This is a genomic window from Streptomyces sp. NPDC055013 (assembly GCF_053608645.1).
Map to the genome: position 1 here is coordinate 1 of NZ_JBSGVW010000018.1, position 21,768 is coordinate 21,768.

At 71.8% G+C, this 21,768-nt stretch carries 21 protein-coding genes and 6 tRNA genes; 9 read left to right on the plus strand and 18 right to left on the minus strand.

What is annotated here, in order from left to right:
• Positions 1 to 26: 26 nt before the first annotated feature.
• Both ACWGDB_RS22600 and ACWGDB_RS22605 read right to left on the minus strand, forming a co-directional pair.
• Positions 27 to 98 (minus strand) — tRNA-Val (locus tag ACWGDB_RS22600).
• Positions 99 to 185: 87 nt separating this feature from the next.
• Positions 186 to 644, minus strand: coding sequence for a TIGR02611 family protein (locus ACWGDB_RS22605; protein WP_453824047.1), 459 nt, complete (start codon positions 642 to 644; stop codon positions 186 to 188).
• Positions 645 to 835: 191 nt separating this feature from the next.
• Between ACWGDB_RS22605 and ACWGDB_RS22610 the strand changes: the two genes are divergently transcribed.
• Together ACWGDB_RS22610 and ACWGDB_RS22615 are read left to right on the plus strand one after the other, a co-directional pair.
• Positions 836 to 1,249, plus strand: coding sequence for an SsgA family sporulation/cell division regulator (locus ACWGDB_RS22610; protein ID WP_004002642.1), 414 nt, complete (start codon positions 836 to 838; stop codon positions 1,247 to 1,249).
• A gap of 320 nt (positions 1,250 to 1,569) precedes the next feature.
• Entirely contained in the window at positions 1,570 to 2,130 is a 561-nt protein-coding gene (locus ACWGDB_RS22615) for a CGNR zinc finger domain-containing protein (RefSeq protein WP_369269893.1), read from the plus strand.
• 66 nt (positions 2,131 to 2,196) lie between these two features.
• Here the strand turns inward: ACWGDB_RS22615 and ACWGDB_RS22620 are convergent, their stop codons facing one another.
• Positions 2,197 to 2,349, minus strand: coding sequence for a hypothetical protein (locus tag ACWGDB_RS22620; RefSeq protein ID WP_004002639.1), 153 nt, complete (start codon positions 2,347 to 2,349; stop codon positions 2,197 to 2,199).
• A 154-nt stretch (positions 2,350 to 2,503) separates the two neighbouring features.
• The gene (locus tag ACWGDB_RS22625; RefSeq protein WP_453824048.1) at positions 2,504 to 2,947 is read right to left on the minus strand and encodes a hypothetical protein; all 444 of its coding nucleotides are present in this window, start codon (positions 2,945 to 2,947) and stop codon (positions 2,504 to 2,506) included.
• A gap of 228 nt (positions 2,948 to 3,175) precedes the next feature.
• On the opposite strand from ACWGDB_RS22625, the gene ACWGDB_RS22630 reads away from it, so the two are divergent.
• The gene (locus ACWGDB_RS22630; protein ID WP_453824049.1) at positions 3,176 to 3,700 is read left to right on the plus strand and encodes a DsbA family protein; all 525 of its coding nucleotides are present in this window, start codon (positions 3,176 to 3,178) and stop codon (positions 3,698 to 3,700) included.
• A gap of 29 nt (positions 3,701 to 3,729) precedes the next feature.
• Here the strand turns inward: ACWGDB_RS22630 and ACWGDB_RS22635 are convergent, their stop codons facing one another.
• The 3 genes from ACWGDB_RS22635 to ACWGDB_RS22645 all read right to left on the minus strand — a co-directional run bounded on the left by ACWGDB_RS22635 (position 3,730) and on the right by ACWGDB_RS22645 (position 6,482).
• Positions 3,730 to 4,554, minus strand: coding sequence for a GNAT family N-acetyltransferase (locus ACWGDB_RS22635; RefSeq protein ID WP_453824050.1), 825 nt, complete (start codon positions 4,552 to 4,554; stop codon positions 3,730 to 3,732).
• 63 nt (positions 4,555 to 4,617) lie between these two features.
• A complete protein-coding gene (locus tag ACWGDB_RS22640) occupies positions 4,618 to 5,439 on the minus strand; it encodes an aminotransferase class IV (protein WP_453824051.1) in 822 nt (273 codons plus the stop codon).
• On the minus strand, positions 5,436 to 6,482 hold the full coding sequence (locus tag ACWGDB_RS22645; protein WP_453824052.1) for a chorismate-binding protein: 1,047 nt from the start codon (positions 6,480 to 6,482) through the stop codon (positions 5,436 to 5,438). The genes ACWGDB_RS22640 and ACWGDB_RS22645 overlap by 4 nt, the downstream gene beginning before the upstream one ends.
• Before the next feature lie 177 nt (positions 6,483 to 6,659).
• Here ACWGDB_RS22645 and ACWGDB_RS22650 point away from each other — a divergent pair.
• The 5 genes from ACWGDB_RS22650 (at position 6,660) to ACWGDB_RS22670 (ending at position 7,144) form a co-directional block, all read left to right on the plus strand.
• Positions 6,660 to 6,732, plus strand: a tRNA-Gly gene (locus tag ACWGDB_RS22650).
• 38 nt (positions 6,733 to 6,770) lie between these two features.
• Positions 6,771 to 6,844, plus strand: a tRNA-Cys gene (locus ACWGDB_RS22655).
• A 1-nt stretch (position 6,845) separates the two neighbouring features.
• A tRNA-Val gene (locus ACWGDB_RS22660) sits at positions 6,846 to 6,917 on the plus strand.
• Between the two features lie 34 nt (positions 6,918 to 6,951).
• A tRNA-Val gene (locus tag ACWGDB_RS22665) sits at positions 6,952 to 7,023 on the plus strand.
• Positions 7,024 to 7,072: 49 nt separating this feature from the next.
• A tRNA-Val gene (locus ACWGDB_RS22670) sits at positions 7,073 to 7,144 on the plus strand.
• 51 nt (positions 7,145 to 7,195) lie between these two features.
• Here the strand turns inward: ACWGDB_RS22670 and ACWGDB_RS22675 are convergent.
• The 4 genes from ACWGDB_RS22675 to ACWGDB_RS22690 all read right to left on the minus strand — a co-directional run bounded on the left by ACWGDB_RS22675 (position 7,196) and on the right by ACWGDB_RS22690 (position 9,994).
• Entirely contained in the window at positions 7,196 to 7,498 is a 303-nt protein-coding gene (locus tag ACWGDB_RS22675; RefSeq protein WP_383607814.1) for a TFIIB-type zinc ribbon-containing protein, read from the minus strand.
• A gap of 80 nt (positions 7,499 to 7,578) precedes the next feature.
• Positions 7,579 to 8,532: a phosphotransferase family protein gene (locus tag ACWGDB_RS22680; protein WP_453824053.1), complete on the minus strand. Its 954-nt coding sequence runs from the start codon at positions 8,530 to 8,532 to the stop codon at positions 7,579 to 7,581.
• A gap of 790 nt (positions 8,533 to 9,322) precedes the next feature.
• Positions 9,323 to 9,520 (minus strand): hypothetical protein, encoded by a 198-nt coding sequence (locus ACWGDB_RS22685; RefSeq protein ID WP_383607811.1) that lies wholly within the window; start codon positions 9,518 to 9,520, stop codon positions 9,323 to 9,325.
• Positions 9,521 to 9,754: 234 nt separating this feature from the next.
• Positions 9,755 to 9,994: a hypothetical protein gene (locus tag ACWGDB_RS22690; protein ID WP_328428941.1), complete on the minus strand. Its 240-nt coding sequence runs from the start codon at positions 9,992 to 9,994 to the stop codon at positions 9,755 to 9,757.
• 196 nt (positions 9,995 to 10,190) lie between these two features.
• Here ACWGDB_RS22690 and ACWGDB_RS22695 point away from each other — a divergent pair, with 196 nt between their 5' ends.
• Positions 10,191 to 11,591 (plus strand): protein kinase domain-containing protein, encoded by a 1,401-nt coding sequence (locus tag ACWGDB_RS22695; RefSeq protein ID WP_453824074.1) that lies wholly within the window; start codon positions 10,191 to 10,193, stop codon positions 11,589 to 11,591.
• A 25-nt stretch (positions 11,592 to 11,616) separates the two neighbouring features.
• Here the strand turns inward: ACWGDB_RS22695 and ACWGDB_RS22700 are convergent, their stop codons facing one another.
• From ACWGDB_RS22700 to ACWGDB_RS22730, 7 genes are all read right to left on the minus strand, one after another.
• The gene (locus ACWGDB_RS22700; RefSeq protein WP_453824054.1) at positions 11,617 to 12,009 is read right to left on the minus strand and encodes an NUDIX domain-containing protein; all 393 of its coding nucleotides are present in this window, start codon (positions 12,007 to 12,009) and stop codon (positions 11,617 to 11,619) included.
• 11 nt (positions 12,010 to 12,020) lie between these two features.
• Complete coding sequence (locus ACWGDB_RS22705; protein WP_453824055.1) at positions 12,021 to 12,839, minus strand: TrmH family RNA methyltransferase; 819 nt, start codon at positions 12,837 to 12,839, stop codon at positions 12,021 to 12,023.
• 64 nt (positions 12,840 to 12,903) lie between these two features.
• Positions 12,904 to 14,145, minus strand: a complete 1,242-nt coding sequence (gene cobA / locus ACWGDB_RS22710) for a uroporphyrinogen-III C-methyltransferase (protein WP_453824056.1) — start codon at positions 14,143 to 14,145, stop codon at positions 12,904 to 12,906.
• Positions 14,146 to 14,381: 236 nt separating this feature from the next.
• Positions 14,382 to 18,410, minus strand: a complete 4,029-nt coding sequence (gene cobT, locus ACWGDB_RS22715) for a nicotinate-nucleotide--dimethylbenzimidazole phosphoribosyltransferase (RefSeq protein WP_453824057.1) — start codon at positions 18,408 to 18,410, stop codon at positions 14,382 to 14,384.
• A gap of 417 nt (positions 18,411 to 18,827) precedes the next feature.
• Positions 18,828 to 20,045, minus strand: coding sequence for a precorrin-6y C5,15-methyltransferase (decarboxylating) subunit CbiE (cbiE, locus tag ACWGDB_RS22720; protein ID WP_453824058.1), 1,218 nt, complete (start codon positions 20,043 to 20,045; stop codon positions 18,828 to 18,830).
• Positions 20,046 to 20,160: 115 nt separating this feature from the next.
• Complete coding sequence (locus ACWGDB_RS22725; RefSeq protein ID WP_453824059.1) at positions 20,161 to 20,793, minus strand: GNAT family N-acetyltransferase; 633 nt, start codon at positions 20,791 to 20,793, stop codon at positions 20,161 to 20,163.
• Positions 20,794 to 20,936: 143 nt separating this feature from the next.
• Complete coding sequence (locus tag ACWGDB_RS22730) at positions 20,937 to 21,764, minus strand: MetQ/NlpA family ABC transporter substrate-binding protein (RefSeq protein WP_453824060.1); 828 nt, start codon at positions 21,762 to 21,764, stop codon at positions 20,937 to 20,939.
• Positions 21,765 to 21,768 lie beyond the last annotated feature (4 nt).

Below are 21,768 nucleotides of genomic sequence, written 5' to 3' on the forward strand. Positions count from 1 at the left end.
GTCGCAGGCGGGCCGCCGGATCCGGGTGGGCGATACTGGGTTCGAACCAGTGACCTCTTCGGTGTGAACGAAGCGCTCTCCCACTGAGCTAATCGCCCGGATGCAGGAAGAACATTACCCCATGTCAGGGGGTGCGAGTGACCAGCGCGAACCCGCACCGGCCGACATCCGCACCCCCTCGCGGATCACTGGTCCTTGATCTTCCAGGGCATCACTATGCCGAACTTCCACAGGTAGAACCCGAGCAGCACACCCACGATCACCAAGCCGATCGTCGTCAGGATGATGTTGCGACGGCGCACCTTCGGGTCGAGGGCCCGCTGGGCCGCTTCGGTGACCTTGCGCTTGGTCCAGCGCAGCACGAGCTGGGCCCAGACGAACTCGGTCGCCCAGACCGCCATGCCCCCGAAGATGACCACCCAGCCCGGACCGGGCAGAGGCAGCAGGATGATGCCGGTGACGACTATCGCGAGGCCGATGACGAAGACGCCCACCTGCCAGCTCAGATGCAGCGCTCTACGCGCCTTGACGAACTCCGGCGCTCGTGAGCCGAGCCCCTGCTCGCTGTCGCCCTTCACACCATCCACTTCGATCTTGTCGGTAGCCACGGCAACTTCGCCCGGCTCGTTACTCCCCGTATTCATACGGCCAAACCCTACCGGACGGAAACCAGTCACCGGAATGGTCGTACCTCGCGAACGGGTTCTCGGCCGGAAGAGTTACGTAAACACACGCAAAACACTCAGAGGGGTTTACAACGGCACCGTAGGTGGCATGTCGATTTCGCCGACGTGCGAATCCCCGAGCGCACACTGAGCGAAAGGCCCTGGCGCTTATGAACACCACGGTCAGCTGCGAGCTGCACCTGCGCCTCGTTGTGTCGAGCGAGTCCTCCCTGCCTGTCCCCGCAGGCCTGCGGTACGACACGGCCGACCCCTACGCCGTGCACGCCACCTTCCACACCGGAGCCGAAGAGACCGTCGAGTGGGTGTTCGCCCGTGACCTCCTTGCGGAGGGGCTGCATCGGCCCACCGGCACCGGCGACGTCCGCGTCTGGCCGTCGCGCAGTCATGGTCAGGGCGTCGTCTGCATCGCCCTGAGCTCTCCGGAGGGCGAGGCCCTGCTCGAGGCCCCTGCACGGGCCCTGGAGTCCTTCCTGAAGCGAACGGATGCCGCGGTGCCCCCCGGTACGGAGCATCGGCATTTCGATCTCGATCAGGAGCTCTCGCACATCCTGGCGGAAAGCTAGGCCGAGGCTCCCGCAAGCCGCCCGGCGCCGTCGACTCGGGGAGACGGCTCGGGCCAAGACAACCGCATAGGGCACACGTCAGCGCCGCCTCCGCTCCGCGGGGGCGGCGTAGGCGCGCTCGGGGAGGGCGGCCCTGCCGGTCACCGTGAGTACACGCCGACGGTTCCCGTCCGGGTCGGCCCGGACGGGAACCGTCGGCGCCCCTACGGCGTTGTATTCGAAGACACGTACGGTCGTGGCCGATCTGTGGGCGCTGCGAGCCACTACCATCGGCCAGCATCGGCGGGCGCCCCGCCCGACCTCAGGCCAGGGAGCGAAACGTGCTGATCACCCACGACACCCGGTGTGCGCTCGATGCCGTGGTGGATCTGGTGAACACCGCACCGGAGGGCGACGAGACTCCGGACGCACTGCCGGACGTCGCGGCGCTTGCCGATTTCGTGCGAAAGCACGAAATCAGTGATGTCGGTGTCCTCTCGGAGTTCGATCTGTCCGCGGTGCGCAAGGTGCGCGGGCGGTTCGCCGAGATCTTCGCGGAGCCCGACGCGCGGACCGCCGCCGGGCTGATCAACGAGCTGATCGCCGCCGCCGGAACCACCCCCCGGCTCACGGATCACGACGGCTACGACTGGCATGTGCACTACTTCGCCCCCGGCGCCTCCATCGCCGACCACCTGGCGGCCGACTGCGGCATGGCGCTGGCGTTCTTCGTGGTGGCGGGCGAGCAGGAGCGGCTGCGGCGCTGTGAGGCGCCGGACTGCCGACACGCCTTCGTGGACCTCTCGCGCAACCGTTCGCGGCGCTACTGCGACAGCCGCACCTGCGGAAACCGTCTGCATGTGGCCGCCTACCGGGCTCGCCGCAAGGAAGCGGCGGGCTGAGCGATCGCCGGGATACCGGTGTCGACGCGGGCCCCGGCGGGTGGCGCCGGGGCCCGCGGGTACGGCTCAGAGCAGCAGCAGATCGTGCAGCGCAGCCATGAGCAGCAGACACCCGATCACCGCAAGGAAGATCATAAGCGGTGGCTGGGAAAGGGCGAAGAGGCACCCGCGGGGCTCGTCCTGAGGTGGCGCGGCCTCGCTTTGTGTCGTGTCCAGCATCTCGCGGCGATGATGACGTAGTTGTCCCTCGTCGCGCGATCAACACGCCCGGGATGAGCGGGAGTTCGCCGAATTCCTCGATGTCCGGTTCGAGTGATGATCACTTACGGCCGGGCGGCGACCCACTGTGTCGTTTCAGCCCTGCGTGCGGGCGTCAGATGCCGTGCTTCTTGAGGATCGCCTCGATGTCGCTGAAATCGTCCGAGGCCCCCGCCCGGGGTGGGGTCGCGGGCTGGGCCGACTGACGGGACCCCGCACCCAGCGAGGGTGCCGAGGCCGCCGGGGCCACCGCCTCGCGCTGTGCGCCGGCCTTGGCTTCCTTGCGCTCCTTGCGGGTGCCGCCACGGCGGCGCTCCACCGCGCGGCTGCTCACGAACAGCAGCCAGGAGACGCCGAGGACTCCGAAGCCCGCCCAAGCGGTCGGGCTGAACGCGGTGTCCGCCAGCCAGTCGACGACACCGGTCATCACCAGCCCCAGGGGCACCAGCGAGTACGCGGCGATGCGCGTGGCCGCGAGGAAACGCTTGCGGTACGCCGTGACCGCCGCGATGCCCAGGCCGGCCGCGGCGGCGGCGGAACAGACGGTCTCGGCAATCATCCGGTCCTCCAGGGCAGGCTGAGTCGGTCAGGGCACTTCGTCCCTTCCATCCTGCACCGTGGCAACCCCGCCCGGCCATGCCTGGGCCCGACATCAGGGACATCTCCGGGTCCCCTCCTCCGCAGGTCCCGGTCCCGGTGGAACGGCCCGGGTCTGCGTCAGGGCTCCCGTCCCGCAAAGGACCCGGTCGGATTGGGTCGCCCGCGCCGCTGCTGGGAGACTGGAACCATGAGCGACTCCTCCCCCGACCGCCCCACCGCCCCCGTCCTCGACGTCTGGTGCGAGCTGCAGTGCCCCGACTGCCGCCGCTCCCTGGACGATCTCCGTGCCCTGCGCGCCCGCTACGGCGACCGGCTGGAGCTGCGGCTGCGGCACTTCCCGCTTGAGAAGCACAAGCACGCGTTCGCCGGCGCGCAGGCCGCCGAGGAGGCTTTCGAGCAGGGGCAGGGGTGGCCGTACGTGGAGGCCGTGCTGGGCCGGGTCGAGGAGCTGGGCCGTAAGGGTGAACCCTTCCTGGTCGAGGTGGCCGGGGAACTCGGCCTGGACACCGAGGAGTTCGACACCGCGCTGGTCGACGGCCGGCACATCCTGATCGTCGACGCCGACCAGGCCGAGGGCAAGGCGATCGGCGTGACCGGCACGCCGACGTATGTGATCGGCGGCGAGCGCCTCGACGGCGGCAAGAGCCAGGAAGGGCTGCGCGAGCGCATCGAGGAGATCGCGGACCGGCTGCTGGCCGGGCCGAGCGCCTGACGTGTCCGGGGCCCTCGGCCGGCCGACGGCTACAGCAGCGTCTTGAACAGGGCGTACCGCGTCGTCTCGTAGCCGAGTGACTCGTACAGCCGCTCGGCGGGCGCGTTGTCCGCGAAGACGTTGAGACCGACGACCCGGTGCCCCGCGGCGATCGCCTGGGCCTCGGCCAGCAGCATCAGCGTGCGCCCGTGTCCTCTGCCCCGGTGGGCCGGGTCGGTCTCCACGTCGTAGACGTACGCGCGGTCATCCTGCGCCACCACCCACAGCGTGCCCACCGGAGTTCCCTCGTGCTCCAGGACGCTCAGGACCGCACCCGGCGTGCGCAGACCGGCCGGCAGCAGTACGGCGTGGTCCCGCTCGGCCTTGGCCCGGGCCGCGGCCGCCGGAACCCCGCGCTCGACCCAGCTGCGGAAGTATTCCTCGAAGCTCTTGTCCGCCCAGGGCCCGTACTCGGCCTCCGTCATGGGTCGCGCCCGGCTGCCCCGCGGCAGATCGGGCGCGGTGTCGCCGAGCGCCTTCTCCATACCGCGATTGCGTACGACGTAGCCGAGCGCCGTGGCGAGGCGCAGCGCCGGTCCGGCGGCACCGGGGACCGTCACCTCGATGCGCCGGCAGCCCCAGCCGCGCGCCACCTCCTCCGCGGCGAGGGCGGCCACCGTGCCCCGGCCGCGGCGCCGGTCCGGTTCCTCGACGCGCAGCTCCGATATCAGGGCGACCGTGCCGCCGAAGACGGGATGCGTGCCGAGGTGAAGTGCGCCCACGGGGCGGCCGTTCACACACACCTGAAAGCGGCGCGAACGGGTCCCGTCCTCGTTGTGCTGAAGCGGCTCGGTCGGCCGCAGGGTCGTGGTCATCAGGGGTGTTCTACCCACCGCACCGGCTCACGGCAGCCCATTTTCTCCACGTGCCCCTCGCCCCTACGGATCCAGGTCGTCGCCCGACCGCTCCGCGAAGATCCGCATCGCCTTGGCGGTCACCGGCCCCGGTGCGCCCGGCAGTTCACGGTCGTCGACGCGGTGCACGGCCTGCACGTCCCGCAGCGTGGAGGTGAGGAACACCTCGTCGGCCCGCTCGAGGACGTCCAGCGGCAGGTCCGTCTCCTTCGCGCCGGTCCACTCGACCGCCAGCACGCGCGTGATGCCCGCGAGGCAGCCCGAGGCGATCGGCGGGGTGTGGATCTCGCCGTCCAGGACGACGAAGACATTCGACCCGGTGCCCTCGCAGAGCTGCCCGACCGTGTTGGCGAACAGGGCCTCGGAGGCGCCGTGTTGGTGGGCGCGGGCGAGGGCGACGACGTTCTCGGCGTACGAGGTCGTCTTCAGGCCGGTCAGCGCGCCGCGCTCGTTGCGGGTCCAGGGCACGGTGATGACCGCCGTGGAGTCGGGGCGCCGGGTGGTCTCGCCGACGGCGACGACGAGGGTCGGTCCGTGCTCGCCGCGGTCGGAGCCGAGCGGGCCGTGACCGCCGGTGTAGGTGATGCGCAGCCGGCCGAGCGGCATCGGGTTGGCCTCCAGGACGGCGGCGCAGGCACGGCGCACCTCGTCGTGGTCGGGCTCGGGCAGACCGAGACCGCGCGCCGAGCGCGTCAGCCGGTCGAGGTGCCGGGTCAGCGCGAACGGACGGCCGTCCACCGCTTTCACCGTCTCGAAGATGCCGTCACCCACGGTCAGTCCGTGATCGAAGACGGAGACACGGGCGGACTCCATGTCCTGCAGCCCGCCGTCCAGCCAGATCCTCACGATTGCAGTCCCTCTCCACTCACCTCGTACGCCCCCGACGCTACCGCGAGCAGCCGGGACGCCTTCAGCTCGGTCTCCCGCCACTCCCCCTCGGGGTCCGACCCCCAGGTGATCCCCGCGCCGGTACCGAACCGCAGCACACTTTCGGCCCGGTCGATCCAGAAGGTACGGATCCCGACGGCCAGCTCGCCTGCCCCGCGGTCGGCGTCGACCCACCCGATGCCACCGCAGTACGGGCCCCGGGGCGCCGTCTCCAACGCGTCGATGATCCGCAGCGCGCTCGACTTGGGCGCGCCGGTGACCGAGCCGGGCGGGAAGGCGGCGCCGAGCAGCTCGGACCAGCCGACCCCGGCGCCCAGCTCACCGCGGACGGTGGACACCAGATGGACAAGCCCCGGGTGCTTCTCGACGGCGCACAGATCAGGCACGGTCACCGTCCCGGTGGCGCACACGCGACCGATGTCGTTGCGCACCAGGTCCACGATCATCACGTTCTCGGCGTAGTCCTTCTCCAGCAGGTCCGCCTCGGTCCGCCCGGTGCCCTTGATCGGCCCGGACTCGACAACACGCCCGTCGCGGCGCACGAAGAGCTCGGGAGACGCGGTGGCTGTCTCAACCCCGTGCCCCGGCAGCCGGATCGTTCCTGCGTACGGCGCCGGGTTGCCGCGGGCCAGCAGGGCCGTCAGGTCGTCCACATCGGCGTCGGGCCCGATCGGCGCGCTCAGGACACGGCACAGATTCGCCTGATAGACCTCGCCGGCCGCTATGTGCTCGCGAATGCGCCGTACGCCCGCCGTGTACGCGGAGCGGTCGAGCGAGGACGTCCAGTCACCGGCAGCCGGACCGCGCCACTTACCCGGCACCGGCGCGGGCACGGGTTCCTCCCGTACGTCCCGGAAGCGGGCGCAGGTCAGAGAGCCCTCGAAGTCGGCGCAGACGGCCCAGAAACCACTGGAGTCCAGGGCCGCTGGGTCGTTGGTCACATCGAGGAGGCCGGTGGCCACGCGATCGCCGAAGCGGGCGAGGGGAGGGAGGTCGGGCACGCAGTCGAGTCTATGGCGGGTGTCCTGCGTGGGACCTGGGCATGTCCTTCGGGACCCGTCGGCAGGTCCCTGAGCAGGCGCAGCGCAGCACGCTGCACAAACGCGTTTTTGTGCTGGCCCCGGAATCCGCTAGAGTTCAACTCGTCGCCGGGCCGCGGGAGCGGAACGAAACGACAAGCGGACGTAGCTCAGTTGGTAGAGCGCAACCTTGCCAAGGTTGAGGTCGCGAGTTCGAGCCTCGTCGTCCGCTCGAAGGAACAGGGGATCTTCCCGACCCCCTACACTCCTGGTGGAGTGGCCGAGAGGCGAGGCAACGGCCTGCAAAGCCGTCTACACGGGTTCAAATCCCGTCTCCACCTCCAAGGACGATTAGCTCAGCGGGAGAGCGCTTCCCTGACACGGAAGAGGTCACTGGTTCAATCCCAGTATCGTCCACTGGATCTTCGACAGATCATCGAAGGTCTGACCCGCGCGATTAGCTCAGCGGGAGAGCGCTTCCCTGACACGGAAGAGGTCACTGGTTCAATCCCAGTATCGCGCACGCAGTAAGTTCGTGATCTTCAGGCGTGTTTGGTCGATCACGATCCCGAGGACGATTAGCTCAGCGGGAGAGCGCTTCCCTGACACGGAAGAGGTCACTGGTTCAATCCCAGTATCGTCCACACACCGAAGCCCCCGGTCGATGACCGGGGGCTTCTTCGTGCTGGTGCGGCTCAGCTGGAGAACAGCATGTGGCCGAAGCTCTTGTGACGCTTGTGGCCGTAGTGACCGCCGTGGCCGCCGTGGTGACCACCGTGCGGGGCGCCCCAGGCCGGGGCCTGAGGGGCGGGGGCCGGGTAGGCCTGCGGGGCGGCCGGAGGCGGCGGGGCCGGCTGGGACCACTGGGACTCCAGGCGGGTCAGCGACTCCAGCTCGCCGTAGTCGAGAAAGATGCCGCGGCAACCGCTGCACTGCTCGATCTGGACGCCGTTGCGGTTGTACGTGTGCATCGGGGCTCGGCACTTCGGACACTGCATGGTCGGCTCAACTCCTCGCCGGTCGATCCTGCTTCGCGTATCGCCAGAACAGACTCTGTCCGGCTGCGGTCGGTTGCACCCTACTTTGCGTAATCCCGGGTCAACTCAGGGGGGACGGAGGCCATTCGGTCACAGGCGTCCACGAGGGACTGCTCGACCTCGTCCAGGGCGCGGCCCTCGGCCAGGACCTTGGTGATCGCCCTAGCGGCGGTCTGCACGGTGAGGGCGCGGGCCGGGATGTCCAGGGCGGGCCAGGGGTCGTCCTCCGCGGGGACGGCCGGTCCGCCTGCGGCGCGGTACGCGGACAGGAACCGCTCCCACTCCTCGGGCGACAGCAGCCCGCAGGCGTACCAGGCGGCCGGCCGGCCGAGGTCCCAGGCCGGCACGCCCACGCCGAGGTCGTCGACGTCTATGAGAAGCCAGGGGCCGTCCGGGGCCGGGTGGCGGACGAGTTGGCCGAGGTGGAGGTCGCCGTGGCAGAGGGTGCTGGTGTCGGGCTGCGGGGCCTTCGCGCGGGCCCAGGCGGGGAGGGTGTCCCAGGCGCGGAGGACGGCGGCGGTGCCGGCGGCGAGGGTGCTGCCCTCGGCTTCGCGGAGCCGGTCCACGGCGTGGGCGGCTTTGGCCGGGCCGCGCATGGGAGGCAGCGGGGCGGAGGCCTCGGTCGGGGTTCGGTGGAGACGGGCGAGGAGGGTGGCTGCCGCCTCCCAGGGGGCCGCGTCGGGGTCGCCGGGGTCTACGGGTGAGCCGTACGGCCAGAAGGTGACCGGTCGGCCGTGCAGGTCGGCGGGTATGAGGGTGAGCGGGGCCAGGAGTATGTCGGGGAGGTTGGCGGCGGCGGTGAGGCGGGGTGTGAGTTCGGTGGGGGTGATGTCCGGGGCGTGGGCCTTGGCGACTGTGTCGGCGTGCCGGACGACGGTCGCGTCGGGGCGGTCGGCGAGCGTGACGGTTGCCCCGCAGGGACAGGGGTGGGGGCGTGTGTGTGCCGTGGCTTCGGCGTGTGCGGTGAGGGCGGGCAGGAGAGGGTTCGGGGTCACTGGGGTCCCTTGGGTGCGGGGGAGGCTGGGCCGAGAGTACGTCGGTGACGGCGCGGCTTGGTTGGGGGGTGCTCGTCGGTCTGGGCCGGATGCCGGGCGCGTCCATGGATGTGTCTCGCCCCCGCCGCCCCTACCCTTCCCGTCCTTTAAGGGGCTCCCGCCCCTTCCACCCCGGCCCCTGGGGACTGCCGCCCCCAGACCCCCGCTGTCGGCCTGAACGGCCTCGTCCTCAAACGCCGGACGGGCTGAAATACCGGGACCAGCGCCGAGAAGTGCCGCCGACAGGCGTACAGCCTCCAACGGGTGGGTGGGGGCTAGGGATGGCACCAGCATCGCCCTCGATCGCCGGACAGGCTGAAATGCCCGGACCGGCAACGAGAGACACCGCCGACAGGCCCGCAGCCCCCAACGGGTGGGTGGGGGCTAAGGATGGCACCAGCATCGTCCCCGAACACCGGACAGGCTGAAATGCCCGGGCCGGCAACGAGAGACACCCCCGACAGGCGCGCAGCCCCCAACGGGTGGGTGAGGGCTAAGGATGGCACCAGCATCGCCCTCGACCGCCGGACGGGCTGAAAGGCCCGGACCGCGTCGACAGGCGAGGTGAAGATCCTCCGGCCGTGAGCCCACGGCCGCGTACTACCGGAAGTTGTCGGCGCAGGCAAAAGCAATGCCGGCGCAGCTCCCCAGCTGCGCCGGCATTTTTGCCGTCCGCCGCACCCCCGTCCCCACGGGGTTTCATGGGTGGATGTCCCCGCCCGGACCGCTCTTCCGGGCCTGGGGTCGCCGCTCAGCGCCCCAGCATCACGCCCACGGACGACGCCTGTGTGGCCACTGTCTCCCAGCCGTCGAAGACGACCAGGAGCAGGACCGCCAGGGGAAGGGCCATGAGCGTCGCCACCAAGGGGTGGCGGCGGCCCTGGCGACGGGGGCGCAGCAGCGGGCGCTGCTGCGGGCGGATCAGTGTCCGCGGTGCCGTCTGGGCCATGGTCCCTCTCCTGACCTGTGTCAGTTGTCGTTGGCAGCGGCGGGTGTCTGACCTCGGGGGACGAGTGCTGCACCCGCCGCTTGACCTCAAATCTAGGCGGCCGGGCCACGCCGGGCGTCATGCCCTCGTACCGATTGGCGGGCCTCCCGGAGGATGAGCCATGACCTGGGAAGTACTCCCCTGGGTGGAGACGAAGTCCTAGGTCTCGGGGTCTTCCCCGAGGGGACGCCCGGTCTACACCGGTTTCTCCGAGCTGTCCTCGCGCGGCACGGGCTGCTCGACCAGCGCGAGAACCCGGTTCGCCATGAAGCGCGCCGTACGCACGACAGTCCCGCTTCGGGTGACTTCGCTCACTTCCACGACACCTCGCCGCACCGCCGTCTCCACCCGGCGGCCCGCCCTGCTCGCCACCACCTCGTACGTGCGGGTCGTGTCCCCCGCATCCACGACTATCTCCACGCGATCACCCTTCACGGGCCCAATCCCCCTTCTGCGATGGGTGGTTGGGGGACATTGCAGGGCGAAGTCGCCTTGCTCGCCAGCCCCCTGACCACCCTTCAAGTCTCCCATCCACCACTGACAATCCATCGGCCCGAGAGGGCGCGGCCTCTGCGCACGGCGGCCCGTGGAAACGTAAGCTGTGGCTCGTCAGACGGACCGGGCAGCGGGGATGAACATGGCGATGATGCGCCTGAGGCGCGAGGACCCGCGCGTCGTCGGCTCGTTCAGGCTTCACAGACGGCTCGGCGCGGGCGGAATGGGCGTCGTCTACCTGGGCTCCGACAAGAAGGGGCAGCGGGTCGCGCTCAAGGTGATCCGGCCCGATCTGGCGGAGGATCAGGAGTTCCGCTCCCGGTTCGCGCGTGAGGTGTCGGCGGCACGGCGGATTCGCGGTGGCTGCACGGCCCGGCTCGTGGCCGCGGACCTCGAGGCGGATCGGCCGTGGTTCGCCACGCAGTACGTGCCCGGGCCCTCCCTGCACGACAAGGTTGTCGACGAGGGGGCGCTCGGCGCGGCGGACGTCGCCGCCGTCGGGGCCGCCCTGTCCGAGGGCCTGGTCGCCGTCCACGAGGCCGGTGTCGTCCACCGGGATCTGAAGCCCTCCAACATCCTGCTGTCCCCCAAGGGACCGCGGATCATCGACTTCGGCATCGCCTGGGCGACGGGGGCCTCGACCCTCACGCACGTCGGCACCGCGGTGGGCTCCCCCGGCTTCCTCGCCCCGGAGCAGGTGCGCGGCGCCGCCGTCACGCCGGCCACGGACGTCTTCTCCCTCGGCGCCACCCTCGCCTACGCGTCCATGGGTGACTCACCCTTCGGACACGGCAGCTCCGAGGTGATGCTGTACCGCGTCGTCCACGAGGAGCCCCAGCTGCACGGCGTACCGGACGCGCTCGCTCCGTTGGTGCGGGCCTGTCTGGCGAAGGCACCGGAGGAGCGGCCCAGCACGCTGCAGTTGTCGCTGCGTCTGAAGGAGATCGCGGCCCGGGAGGCGCAGGGGCTCGCGGACGTACGGCCGCCCGCGCCGCGCTCCGGAGAGGCGGACCGGCCGACCGGGCGGCTCGCCGGCACCTACCCGGAACAGCAGCGTCTCCAGCGCCGCCCACAGGGCACTCCCCCGCCGCGCGGCAATGGCGCTTCCCGAGGTCCGGGTCCCGCGCGCGACGGTGTGCCGTCGCGGGGCGGCAGCGCCCTGCCCGGCGGTACGGCCTCGTCCCGGCCCGGACCCCGGCCGATCCCCGCCTCGCGCAACGCCCCACGCTCGGGCGGCAGCGGACGGCCCGCACCGCGCAATGGCGCGGGCCGTCCGGCGCCGCGGACGGGTACCGGTCGGCGGCCCGCCAACCCGCAGCTGCTGCGGCAGCGGCTGTTCGTGTTCGTCGTGGTGACGCTGCTCGTGGCGCTCGGCATTGCGGCGGCGCAGGGTTGCCAGGGCCCGGACCGCGGGCTCGGCGGTGACGGGGACGTCGTACGGCCGCAGCAGGAGCAGGTGGAACCCGGCTACACGCCGCTGGACGGGGACGACCTGATGTCCCAGCGGTACGAGTCGACGTTCGAGATCCGCGACTAGGCGACGGGCCCGGGCGGACAGGACCTCACAGGGCCGGCAGGATCCGTTCGAAGAACTCCCGGTCGCCCTCGAAGACCGGGTCCAGGGCCAGGAACTCGTCGGGTGTGACCCAGCGGGCCTCGGCGACCTCGCCGGGGTCGGGGACGACGGCGCCGGTCTCGGCGTTCGCCGTCCACCAGTGGAGGCGGAAGCGGCCGTCGTCCGTCTCGGACTCCCAGACCTTGGCCTGGGGTACGACGCTGAGGCCGACCTCCTCGCGGACCTCTCGGACGACGGCCTCGCGCTGGGTCTCCCCCGGCTCGATCTTGCCGCTGAGGGGTTGCCAGTAGCCGGGGCGTGCGACGGCCGGGCCGCGGCGGATGGCGAGGACGCGGTCGGCCCGGAGGAGGACCGCGACGATCGCCTCCCGCTGCGCCATCGCCGTACGGCCTAGATCTGCGGGCAGCCCGAGGCCACCGCGTAGAAGGCGACCGCGGCCGCCGCGCCGACGTTGAGGGAGTCGACGCCGTGGGACATCGGGATGCGGACCCATTCGTCGGCGGCGACCAGGGCCTGCGTGGAGAGGCCGTCGCCCTCGGCGCCGAGCATCAGGGCGACCCGGTCCATCCGGTGCGGGGCGGCCTCGTCGAGGGTCTTGGCCTTCTCGTCGGGCGTGAGGGCGAGGAGGGTGAAGCCCGCCTCGCGGACCGTTTCGAGGCCCTTGGGCCAGGTGTCGAGACGGGCGTACGGCACCGAGAAGACCGCGCCCATGGAGACCTTGACGCTGCGGCGGTACAGCGGGTCGGCGCTGTCCGGGGAGAGCAGGACCGCGTCCATGCCCAGGGCTGCCGCGGAGCGGAAGATGGCGCCGATGTTGGTGTGGTCGTTGACCGACTCCATGACCACCACGCGGCGGGCGGACTGGAGGAGTTCGGTGGCCGTCGGGAGCGGTTTGCGCTGCATGGAGGCGAGCGCGCCGCGGTGCACGTGGTAGCCGGTGACCTGCTCGGCGAGGTCGGGGCTGACCGCGTACACCGGGGCCGGGAGTTCGTCGATGACGTCGCGCATGACGTCGACCCACTTGGCCGAGAGCAGCATCGACCGCATCTCGTAGCCGGCTTCCTTGGCCCGTCTGATGACCTTCTCGCCCTCGGCGATGAACAGGCCCTCGGCCGGTTCGCGCTTGCGGCGCAGTTCGACGTCGGTCAGGCCCGTGTAGTCGCTCAGGCGCGGGTCGGCGGGGTCATCGACGGTGATGAGATCGGCCACAGGGTGATACTGCCTTGTCCTGGGTGTGGTGCCAACGGTTCGGTACGGGTTGGGTTACCCGCGGTTACGCGGAAGGGATCGGTCCGCTCGGTCCCACGTTCACGACGTCGCCGATGACGATGACCGCCGGCGGCTTGACCTCGTGGGCGAGCACCGTCTCGGCGGCGGTCGCGAGGGTCGCGTTCACCCGTCGCTGGGCGGCCGTCGTGCCCTCCTGGACCAGGGCGACGGGCGTGTCCGGGGACTTGCCGTGCGCGATGAGGGTCTCGGCGACCTTCCCGATCGTGGCGACGCCCATCAGGATCACCAGCGTGCCGGTCAGCTTGGCGACGGACGGCCAGTCGACCAGGGAGCGCTCGTCGTCGGGGGCGATGTGACCGCTGACCACGGTGAACTCGTGGGCGACGCCCCGGTGGGTGACCGGGATGCCGGCGGCACCCGGCACCGAGATCGAGCTGGAGATGCCGGGGACGACCGTGCAGGGGACGCCGGCCTCGGCCAGCGCCTGGACCTCCTCCATGCCACGGCCGTAGACGAAGGGGTCGCCGCCCTTGAGGCGTACGACCGACTTGCCCTGCTTGGCGTGCTCGATCAGCGCGTTGTTGATGGCCTCCTGGGCCATGAACCTGCCGTACGGCAGCTTCGCCGCGTCGATCACCTCGACGCTCGACGGCAGCTCCGCGAGCAGGTCGCGCGGGCCCAGGTGGTCGGTGATGACCACGTCGGCCTCGGCGAGCAGGCGGCGGCCGCGCACGGTGATCAGGTCCGGGTCGCCGGGGCCGCCGCCGACGAGGGCGACTCCGGCCGTACGGGTGCGGTGGTGCGGGGCGACGAGGGTGCCGTCGCGCAGGCCCTCGACGACCGCGTCGCGGATCGCGGCGGTGTGCCGGGGGTCGCGGCCGCGTGCGTCGGAGGTGAGGACCGCGACCGTGACGCCCTCGCTGGTTCCCGTGGCCGGGGTCCAGGCGGTGGCGGCGTCGGCGTCGTCGGAGCGGACGCACCAGACGCGGTGGCGCTCCGCTTCGGCGGAGGCGCGGGTGTTGGCGTCATCGTCGCTGGTGGCGATGAGGGCGTACCAGGCGTCGGCGAGGTCGCCGTCCTCGTAGGGGCGCTGCTGCCAGGTGATCTCGCCTGCGTCGGCCATGGCTTCGACGGAGGGGGTCGCGTCCGGGGACACGAGGTGGATGTCCGCGCCCGCCGCGATGAGGGCCGGGAGGCGGCGCTGGGCCACCTGGCCGCCGCCGAGGACGACCACTTTACGGCCGGTGAGGCGGAGGCCTACGGGGTAGGCGGGGTGTTCGGCCATGAGGGTACGGCTCCTCTTTTACGGCGGTGCGGTGGCCCTGACGTGCGGATTTTACGGGGTGGGTGGGGTCGGCCGGTCAGGTGTCCGGTGGCTGAGCTTCGGTGCCGGGTGCGGGTGCGCGGGTCTGTGCCCACCCGTTCCGCCCCGCGGAGCGAGTGCCCACGACCCGCAACGGCTGCCCACAGACCCACGGCGGACCGACGCGGACCCCCTGGCCGAATCCCCTTCCGGGACGTCTACTTCTCGGTCACCCCGGCCGAGTCGAACGTCGCCACCTCGTGCATCGCCCTCGCCGTGCTCTGGACCAGCGGGAGGGCCAGCAGGGCGCCCGTGCCCTCGCCCAGGCGGAGGTCGAGGTCGACCAGGGGGCGCAGGCCCAGTTTGTTGAGGGCGGCCACGTGGCCGGGCTCCGCGCTGCGGTGGCCGGCGATGCAGGCCGCGAGGACCTCGGGGGCGACGGCGCGGGCGACCAGAGCGGCGGCGCCGGCGCTGACGCCGTCCAGGATCACCGGCGTACGCAGGGAGGCGCCGCCCAGCAGGAGGCCGACCAGCGCGGCGTGTTCGAAGCCGCCGATCGCCGCCAGGACGCCGATGGGGTCGGCCGGGTCGGGCTGGTGGAGTTCCAGAGCGCGGCGGACGACCTCGGTCTTGCGGGCCAGGGTCTCGTCGTTGATGCCGGTGCCGCGGCCGGTGACCTCGGCCGGGTCGGCGCCGGTGAAGACGGAGATCAGGGCGGCCGAGGCGGTCGTGTTGGCGATGCCCATCTCGCCCGTCAGCAGCGCCTTGTTGCCGGCCGCCACCAGGTCGCGGGCCGTCTCGATGCCCACCTCGATGGCCTGCTTGGCCTCCTCGCGGGACATCGCGGCGCCGGTCGTCATGTCGGACGTGCCCGCGCGGACCTTGCGGGGCAGCAGGCCGGGGGTGGCGGGCAGGTCGGCGGCGACGCCCACGTCGACGATGCAGACCTCCGCGCCCACCTGGCCGGCGAAGGCATTGCAGACCGCGCCGCCGCCGAGGAAGTTGGCGACCATCTGGGCCGTCACCTCCTGCGGCCAGGGGGTGACGCCCTGGGCGTGCACACCGTGGTCGCCGGCGAAGATCGCGACGGCCGCGGGCTCCGGGATCGGCGGCGGGCACTGGCGGGACAGCCCGGACAGCTGAGCGGAGATGATCTCCAGCATGCCGAGCGCGCCGGCCGGCTTGGTCATGCGCTTCTGCCGTTCCCAGGCCTCGCCGAGCGCCTTGGCGTCCAGCGGGCGGATCTGGGCGACGGTCTCGGCGAGCAGGTCGTGCGGCTCCTCGCCGGGCAGGGCGCGACGACCGTACGTCTCCTCATGCACGACCCAGGACAGCGGGCGGCGCTTGGACCAGCCGGCCTGCAGCAGCTCGGGCTCGTCCGGGAACTCGTCGACGTATCCGACGCACAGGTAGGCGATGACCTCCAGGTGCTCGGGCAGGCCGAGGGCGCGGACCATCTCGCGCTCGTCGAAGAAGCTGACCCAGCCGACGCCTAGGCCCTCGGCGCGGGCGGCGAGCCAGAGGTTCTCGACCGCGAGCGCGGCGGAGTACGGCGCCATCTGCGGCTGGGTGTGCCGGCCGAGGGTGTGGCGGCCGCCGCGGGTCGGGTCGGCGGTGACGACGATGTTCACCGGGGTGTCGAGGATGGCCTCGATCTTCAGTTCCTTGAACTGCTTCGCCCGGCCCTTGGGCAGCGACTTGGCGTACGCCTCGCGCTGGCGCATGGCCAGCTCGTGCATGGTCCGCCGGGTGTCGGCCGAGCGGATGACGACGAAGTCCCAGGGCTGGGAATGCCCGACGGAGGGCGCCGTGTGGGCGGCCTCCAGGACGCGGAGCAGCACCTCGTGCGGGATGGGGTCGCTGCGGAAGCCGTTGCGGATGTCGCGGCGCTCGCGCATGACCTTGAGGACGGCCGCGCGTTCGGCGTCGTCGTAGGCGGGCGCGGCCGGGCCGGTGGACTGGGGTGCTTCTTCCACGGACGCCGTGCTCTCTTCTCCGGGGTCTTCCTGGTCGGCGGCCCGGGTGTCCAGGTCCTCCGCGTGCTGTACGAGTTCGGGGTCGCCGTCGCGGGGGGCCGGAACCGCGGCGACGGCAGCCGGTGTCTCCTCCGCGGGGAGGACGATCGGCTGCGGCGGGGTCGGGGCGAGGTGCGGGGTGGTGGGCACCGATCCCTCGACCGGCACAAACTGGCCCAGCGGCTGCTCCGGCGCGGGCTCCTGGGTGATACCGCTCGGGACGAAGGCCGGGGCATCGGCCTCACCGGACTCCGCGGACTCCTCGGGGGCCTGGGCGGCCGGTGACCGGAGCTGCGGGCCGGCGGGCTCGGCGACGAAGTGCTCCGGCGCCTCGGCCGGGACGGGCTGGGCCACGGCCGGCTGCGGCGCGGCGGCCGTGGCGGCGACTGCGGCGAGTGGCTGGAGGGCCGGTGCGCGCTCGGCGGTGACGTCCGGGACCTGCTGGGCGTCCGGGAACTGTGCCACCGGGGGAACGACGGCCGCCAGGTCCGCCGACGGGGCTTCCGCGTCGACGGCGGGCGCGCCCACGGTCACGGCCTGTGCTTCGGCTTCGGCGTCCACCGGAGCGGCGTGCTGCGGCTCCTGCGCCGACTCCTGCTGGTACGTCTGCCCGGCGGCCGCGAGTTCCGGGGCCGGTTCGGAGACTACGGCGGCCAAGGCGTCGTCGGCGGGCGCGGTGCCGGCGTCCGTGGGCTGCACGATCGGCGCGAGGTCCCCGGCCTCGGCGGGCTCCGCTCCCTGCACCCCGTCGAGCGCGACCGGGGCCGGGACGGCCTCAGGCATCGGCTCGGGGTCAGCGGGGGCGGAGACGTGGGGAGCCTGGAGTGCGTCCGGGAACTGGGCGGCTTCCGGGAACTGGGCCGCATCGCGTGCTGCGGGCTCGGCAACCTGCACGGGGGCCTCGGGCGCGGGAGCGTCGAGAAGCGGGGCGGCTTCCGGAGCGGGGGCGTCAGGGACCTGGACAGCTTCAGGGGCAGGGGCGTCATGGATCGGGGTGCCTTCGGGAGCCGGCGCCTCGGGAAGCAGGGCAGCCTCAGGGACCGCCTGCTCGGGAAGCGGCGCGGCTTCAGGAGCCGCCTGCTCAGGAAGCTGCACAGCGTCAGAAGCCGTCTGCTCGGGAAGCAGCCCAGCCTCGGGGACCGCCTGCTCAGGAAGCAGCACGGCTTCGGAGCCCGTCTGCTCAGGAAGCGGCCCAGCCTCAGCCGCGGGCATCTCGGGACCGTGCCCGGCGTCACCGGCGGTCGCAGCGGCCATCTGCGCGGGGCCATCGACGGCCGCATCGACAGGCAGGTCCCCCGGCGCCGGTCCGGCACCCGGGTCGACCTCGCTCACCGGGACATCCGCAGCAGGGGTATCCACCACAGCCGCAGGAGCTGCGACCTCGGCGGCACCGGAAGCGGCCCCGTCCACCACAGCCTCACCGGCGTCCGCATACCCGCCCGCAACTTGGTCGGCCTCGGGAGCGGGAGCCGCCGCGCTCTCCTCGACCCCAGGAGCGAACCCGGTCACCGGCGCCTCATCGGCGTCCTGGCCATGCACCGCGCCGGCAGCCGACGCGGGAAGGTCACCCGTCGGCTCCTGGGCGCCGTACGCCGCCTCCTGGGGAGCAGGTGCGCCGACCTCGGCCTCTTGGACGGCATCCGCCTCGAGGCTGCCCTCCGTGGCCACCTGCTGTCCGGTCGGAACAACCGTTTCGGCAGCCGGTGCCTCGGTGCTCATCGGCACGGCAGCCTCGGCGGGCGAGCTCCAGGCGGCCGCCGGCTGTGGGGCCGACGCCTCACGGTGCTGCGGGACGTCCAGGTACTCGGGGCCGGCCTGGCGGGCAGGGGTGCCGATGCCGACGGCGCCGCGGTCGGCGAGGGAGCGAACCGGGCTCGCGGAGGCGTCGGGGATGGGCGGACCGAGGTGCAGGGGGCGGCGGGGGGTGATCGGCGGAATCGGCGCCGACGGGGCCGGTAGACGGACGGCACTGAGGTCGACCGAACCGCTGTCGCGGCCGGACATCTCATGTGCGCCCGGCTCGTGCAGGGCCTCGAGGACCGGCTCCGGCGCGGGCGGGGTGACCTCTGTGCCCCAGGCGCCCTGGGAGCCGGGCAGTAGCAGGTCTTCGTCCTCGGCAGTGGTCTCGGAGAGGTAGGTGTACGTACCGTGCGCCGCGGGGGCGCCCGGCTGCTCCACCATGCCTGCGCTCTCCGGCAGTCCCTCGCCCGGGACCTGGCCGGTGTCGGTCATGCGTACCCCTCGCCCATCGGTTAGTGCTTCCACGACCAGCTCACCGGGGACGGCGCACCGACCGCCCCCGTAGTGAAGAACGAGCGTGCGTGCCCAGCGGCACGAGCGACCCGCCCAAAAAAGGCGACAAAGCCATTGAGTGGCATTGTCGTGGCCGTTCGACCGTCGCGACAGGTTGATCCGCGACAGGCCGCTGTGGACTGCGCCACGTTGCGCGTCCTCCGGTTTCGCCGTACCACACCCACCCCAAATGGGGAGCGTTTTTCCGGACATTGACCGACGAAGCGCCGGGCGACCGAGTGCGGTACAACGATCGGCCAGCCTACCGCGCGCGGTACGACAACCGGATCACGGGGAGGGCTACGCGATTACACTGCGCGGTCGGTCAGTGCCCGCCCGTCGCTCGACCTCCACCACTCAACGAGGCGCTTCGCGCCGCCCCAGATCTCCGGTGAGCAGGAACGCGACCGTCCGCTCCCGCTCCGTCCAGGCACGCGTGTCCAGTTGCACGGACTGCAGGAGGGCGCACTCCACGTCGTAGCCGTGCTGGGTGAGGTCGCGGCCGATGAGTTCGGCTTCGTCGCGGGTGGCGGCGTGCGTGACGATGCGCTGCGGGCGCCGGTCGGCGACGGCGGAGACGACGGCCGCTCCCCCGCCTCCGATGCGGACGACGTCCGGCTCGGGGAGGTTCTCCAGCACGTGCGGGGCCCTGCCGTGGACGATCTGGAGCTGGACCCCGAAGCCGCGGGCGTTGGCCTCGGTGCGCTCGCAGGCGTGCGGGTCGCGGTCGACGGCGATGACGGCGGCGCCGGCCCGCGCCGCCTCGGTGGCGAAGGCGCCGCTGCCGCAGCCGATGTCCCACACGAGGTCGCCGACGCGGGGGCCGAGCCGGACGAGCTGGGCCGAGCGGAGCGGCTCCAGCTCGCCTTCGCCCATGAGACCGCCGTAGGCCTCGGCGGGCAGCGTCCAGCCGCGCGGCACGGCAGAGGGGTCGCGGCCGGCGATCCACCCGCCGCCCTCCGCGGCGGCCACCTTGCCGCCGATCACGATCACGACGTTCGGGTCGCGCCAGGTGTGATCGGCGGCCTTGTCGGAGGTGACCACGGTGACCTGTTCGCGGTCGGTGCCCAGTTCCTCGCAGATGACGAAGGTGCGATGGACGCCTTCGAGGAGGAGGCCGAGTTCGGCGGGGCCCGCGCCGGGTGAGGTGAGGACGGCGACCTTGGTGTGGGCGCGGCACACATTGACCGCGCGGCGCAGGGTGCGGGGGTGTGCGACGACCACCTGTGCGTCGTCCCAGGGCATGCCGGCCCGGGCGAAGGCGGCGGCGACGGAGGAGACGGCGGGGACGACCTCGACCTCCAGGCCGAACTCGGGCGCGCGCAGGGTCCGTACGACTCCGAAGAAGCCGGGGTCGCCGTCGGCGAGCACGACCGCGGTGCCGCGGTGGCCGGCGATCCGGCGGGCGGCGAGGGCGACACTGCCGAGGCGGATGCGCTCTGCGGCGGGCGGCACCTCGGGAAGCGCCAGGTGGTGGGCGGCACCGGCCACCAGCGTGGCGGCACCGAGGGCCGAGCGTGCCGCGGCGGTCAGCGGCGAGCCGTCCCAGCCGATCACCGTGACCCGGTCGGCCATCGTCGTCTCTCTCCAGGGTTTGCGCAGGTCGTCGTCGGGCAGCCCGAGGGGCAGGCTCCGTGAGGGTACCTGGTCGCCGCGCGGGCACCCCGGGCGCCCGTGGGTTCGCTACCCGTCAGTTCCAGTCACCGAACGAGGTGAAGCCGTCGGCCGACTGATCGCCGACGCCTTCCAGGTCCTCGGGCAGCAGGCTCCAGACGATGAGGTCCGTGCGGACGTCGATCCACTCGCCGCTGTCGGTCCTGGCGCGCGCTATCCAGGCGCCGCGCAGTACGCCCTCGCTGATACAGCCGATCTTCTGCGCCACCTGCTGGGAGGCGGTGTTGTCGGCGGCGGTGCGCAGTTCCAGCCGTTCGAACTTCTGGTCGTGGAAGAGCCACTGCGCGGTGGCCAGGGCGGCTTCGCAGGCGTAGCCCTCGCCGCGCGCCCAGGGTGCGACGACGTAGGAGATCTCGCTGGAGCGGACACGCCAGTCGGTGTTCTGCAGGCGGACGATGCCGACGAGGCGCTGGGTGAGGAACTCGGAGACGGCGAAGACGATGCCGTGTCCCTCGGTGCGTTCGGCGGGGGCGAGTTCGGCGATCCAGGCGCGGGCGTCGGCCTCGGTGTAGGGCTGCGGCACGGAGGTCCAGGCGGTGACCAGTTCGTCGTTCATCATCTCGGCCAACGACTGGATGTCCAGGTCTTCGAAGGGACGCAGCACCAACCGCTCCGTGCTGATGGAGATGTTGGGGAAGGTGCTAGTCATGCGCCACTCCGTAACCTTCGGAAAAACCTTCAGGGCCTGCTGAACTGCCCAGCATGCAGCATGAAAGCACTGAACTGCACCACGGGGTCCACTCCAAGTGAAGGAGTGGACCCCGTGCGTGGCGATAAGCCGTTTACGCCCCGTCAGCCCGAAGTGACCGGCAGGACCGAGCCCTTGTACTTGTCCTCGATGAACTTCTTCACCTCGGACGAGGCGAGGAGCTTCGCGAGCTTCTCGACCCGGGGGTCGTGCTCGCTGCCCTTCTTCACGGCCAGGAGGTTGGCGTAGGGGTTGTCCTTCGCCGACTCCAGGAGGATGGCGTCCTCGGTGGGGCTGAGGCCGGCGTCCTGCGCGTAGTTGTTGTTGATCACCGCCACGGCCACGTCGTCGAGCGAGCGGGGCAGCTGGGCGGGTTCCAGCTCCTGGAACTTCAGGTGCCGGGGGTTGGCGGCGATGTCCGCCGGGGACGCGTCCGTGCCCGCGCCCTCCTTGAGCGTGATGACGCCCTTGGAGGCGAGCAGCTTCAGGGCGCGGCCCTCGTTGGTGGTGTCGTTCGGCACGGCGACGGTGGCTCCGTCGGCGAGCTTCGTGACGTCGGTGACCTTGTTCGAGTAGACGCCCATGGGCGGCAGATAGGCCTTGACCACCGGGACCAGGTCGGTCCCCTTGGACTCGTTGAACTCGTCCAGGTAGGGCTCGTTCTGGTAGAGGTTCGCGTCCAGCGAGCCTTCCTGGAGGGCGGTGTTCGGCAGGACGTAGTCCGTGAACTCCCTGATCTCCAGCTTCAGCCCGGCCTTCGCGGCGAGATCGTCCTTGACGTAGGTCAGGACCTCGCCGGCCGGGACGGCGGTGGCGCCGACGACCAGGGTGTCGTCGGCACCGCCGCCGGAGCCCGAGCCGCAGGCGGTGAGGCCGGCGAAGAGGGCCCCGGCGAGCGCGGCCGTGAGCAGTACAGGGCGTCGGCGCTTCACGATG

What these genes read in the sequence shown, in the direction of transcription:
- ACWGDB_RS22605 (WP_453824047.1), bottom strand. Translation starts at nt 644, where the DNA reads ATGAATACGGGGAGTAACGAGCCGGGCGAAGTTGCCGTGGCTACCGAC.
- ACWGDB_RS22610 (WP_004002642.1), top strand. Translation starts at nt 836, where the DNA reads ATGAACACCACGGTCAGCTGCGAGCTGCACCTGCGCCTCGTTGTGTCG.
- ACWGDB_RS22620 (WP_004002639.1), bottom strand. Translation starts at nt 2,349, where the DNA reads ATGCTGGACACGACACAAAGCGAGGCCGCGCCACCTCAGGACGAGCCC.
- ACWGDB_RS22625 (WP_453824048.1), bottom strand. Translation starts at nt 2,947, where the DNA reads ATGATTGCCGAGACCGTCTGTTCCGCCGCCGCCGCGGCCGGCCTGGGC.
- ACWGDB_RS22630 (WP_453824049.1), top strand. Translation starts at nt 3,176, where the DNA reads ATGAGCGACTCCTCCCCCGACCGCCCCACCGCCCCCGTCCTCGACGTC.
- ACWGDB_RS22635 (WP_453824050.1), bottom strand. Translation starts at nt 4,554, where the DNA reads ATGACCACGACCCTGCGGCCGACCGAGCCGCTTCAGCACAACGAGGAC.
- ACWGDB_RS22675 (WP_383607814.1), bottom strand. Translation starts at nt 7,498, where the DNA reads ATGCAGTGTCCGAAGTGCCGAGCCCCGATGCACACGTACAACCGCAAC.
- ACWGDB_RS22685 (WP_383607811.1), bottom strand. Translation starts at nt 9,520, where the DNA reads ATGGCCCAGACGGCACCGCGGACACTGATCCGCCCGCAGCAGCGCCCG.
- ACWGDB_RS22695 (WP_453824074.1), top strand. Translation starts at nt 10,191, where the DNA reads ATGAACATGGCGATGATGCGCCTGAGGCGCGAGGACCCGCGCGTCGTC.
- ACWGDB_RS22700 (WP_453824054.1), bottom strand. Translation starts at nt 12,009, where the DNA reads ATGGCGCAGCGGGAGGCGATCGTCGCGGTCCTCCTCCGGGCCGACCGC.
- cobA (WP_453824056.1), bottom strand. Translation starts at nt 14,145, where the DNA reads ATGGCCGAACACCCCGCCTACCCCGTAGGCCTCCGCCTCACCGGCCGT.
- cobT (WP_453824057.1), bottom strand. Translation starts at nt 18,410, where the DNA reads ATGACCGACACCGGCCAGGTCCCGGGCGAGGGACTGCCGGAGAGCGCA.
- cbiE (WP_453824058.1), bottom strand. Translation starts at nt 20,045, where the DNA reads ATGGCCGACCGGGTCACGGTGATCGGCTGGGACGGCTCGCCGCTGACC.
- ACWGDB_RS22725 (WP_453824059.1), bottom strand. Translation starts at nt 20,793, where the DNA reads ATGACTAGCACCTTCCCCAACATCTCCATCAGCACGGAGCGGTTGGTG.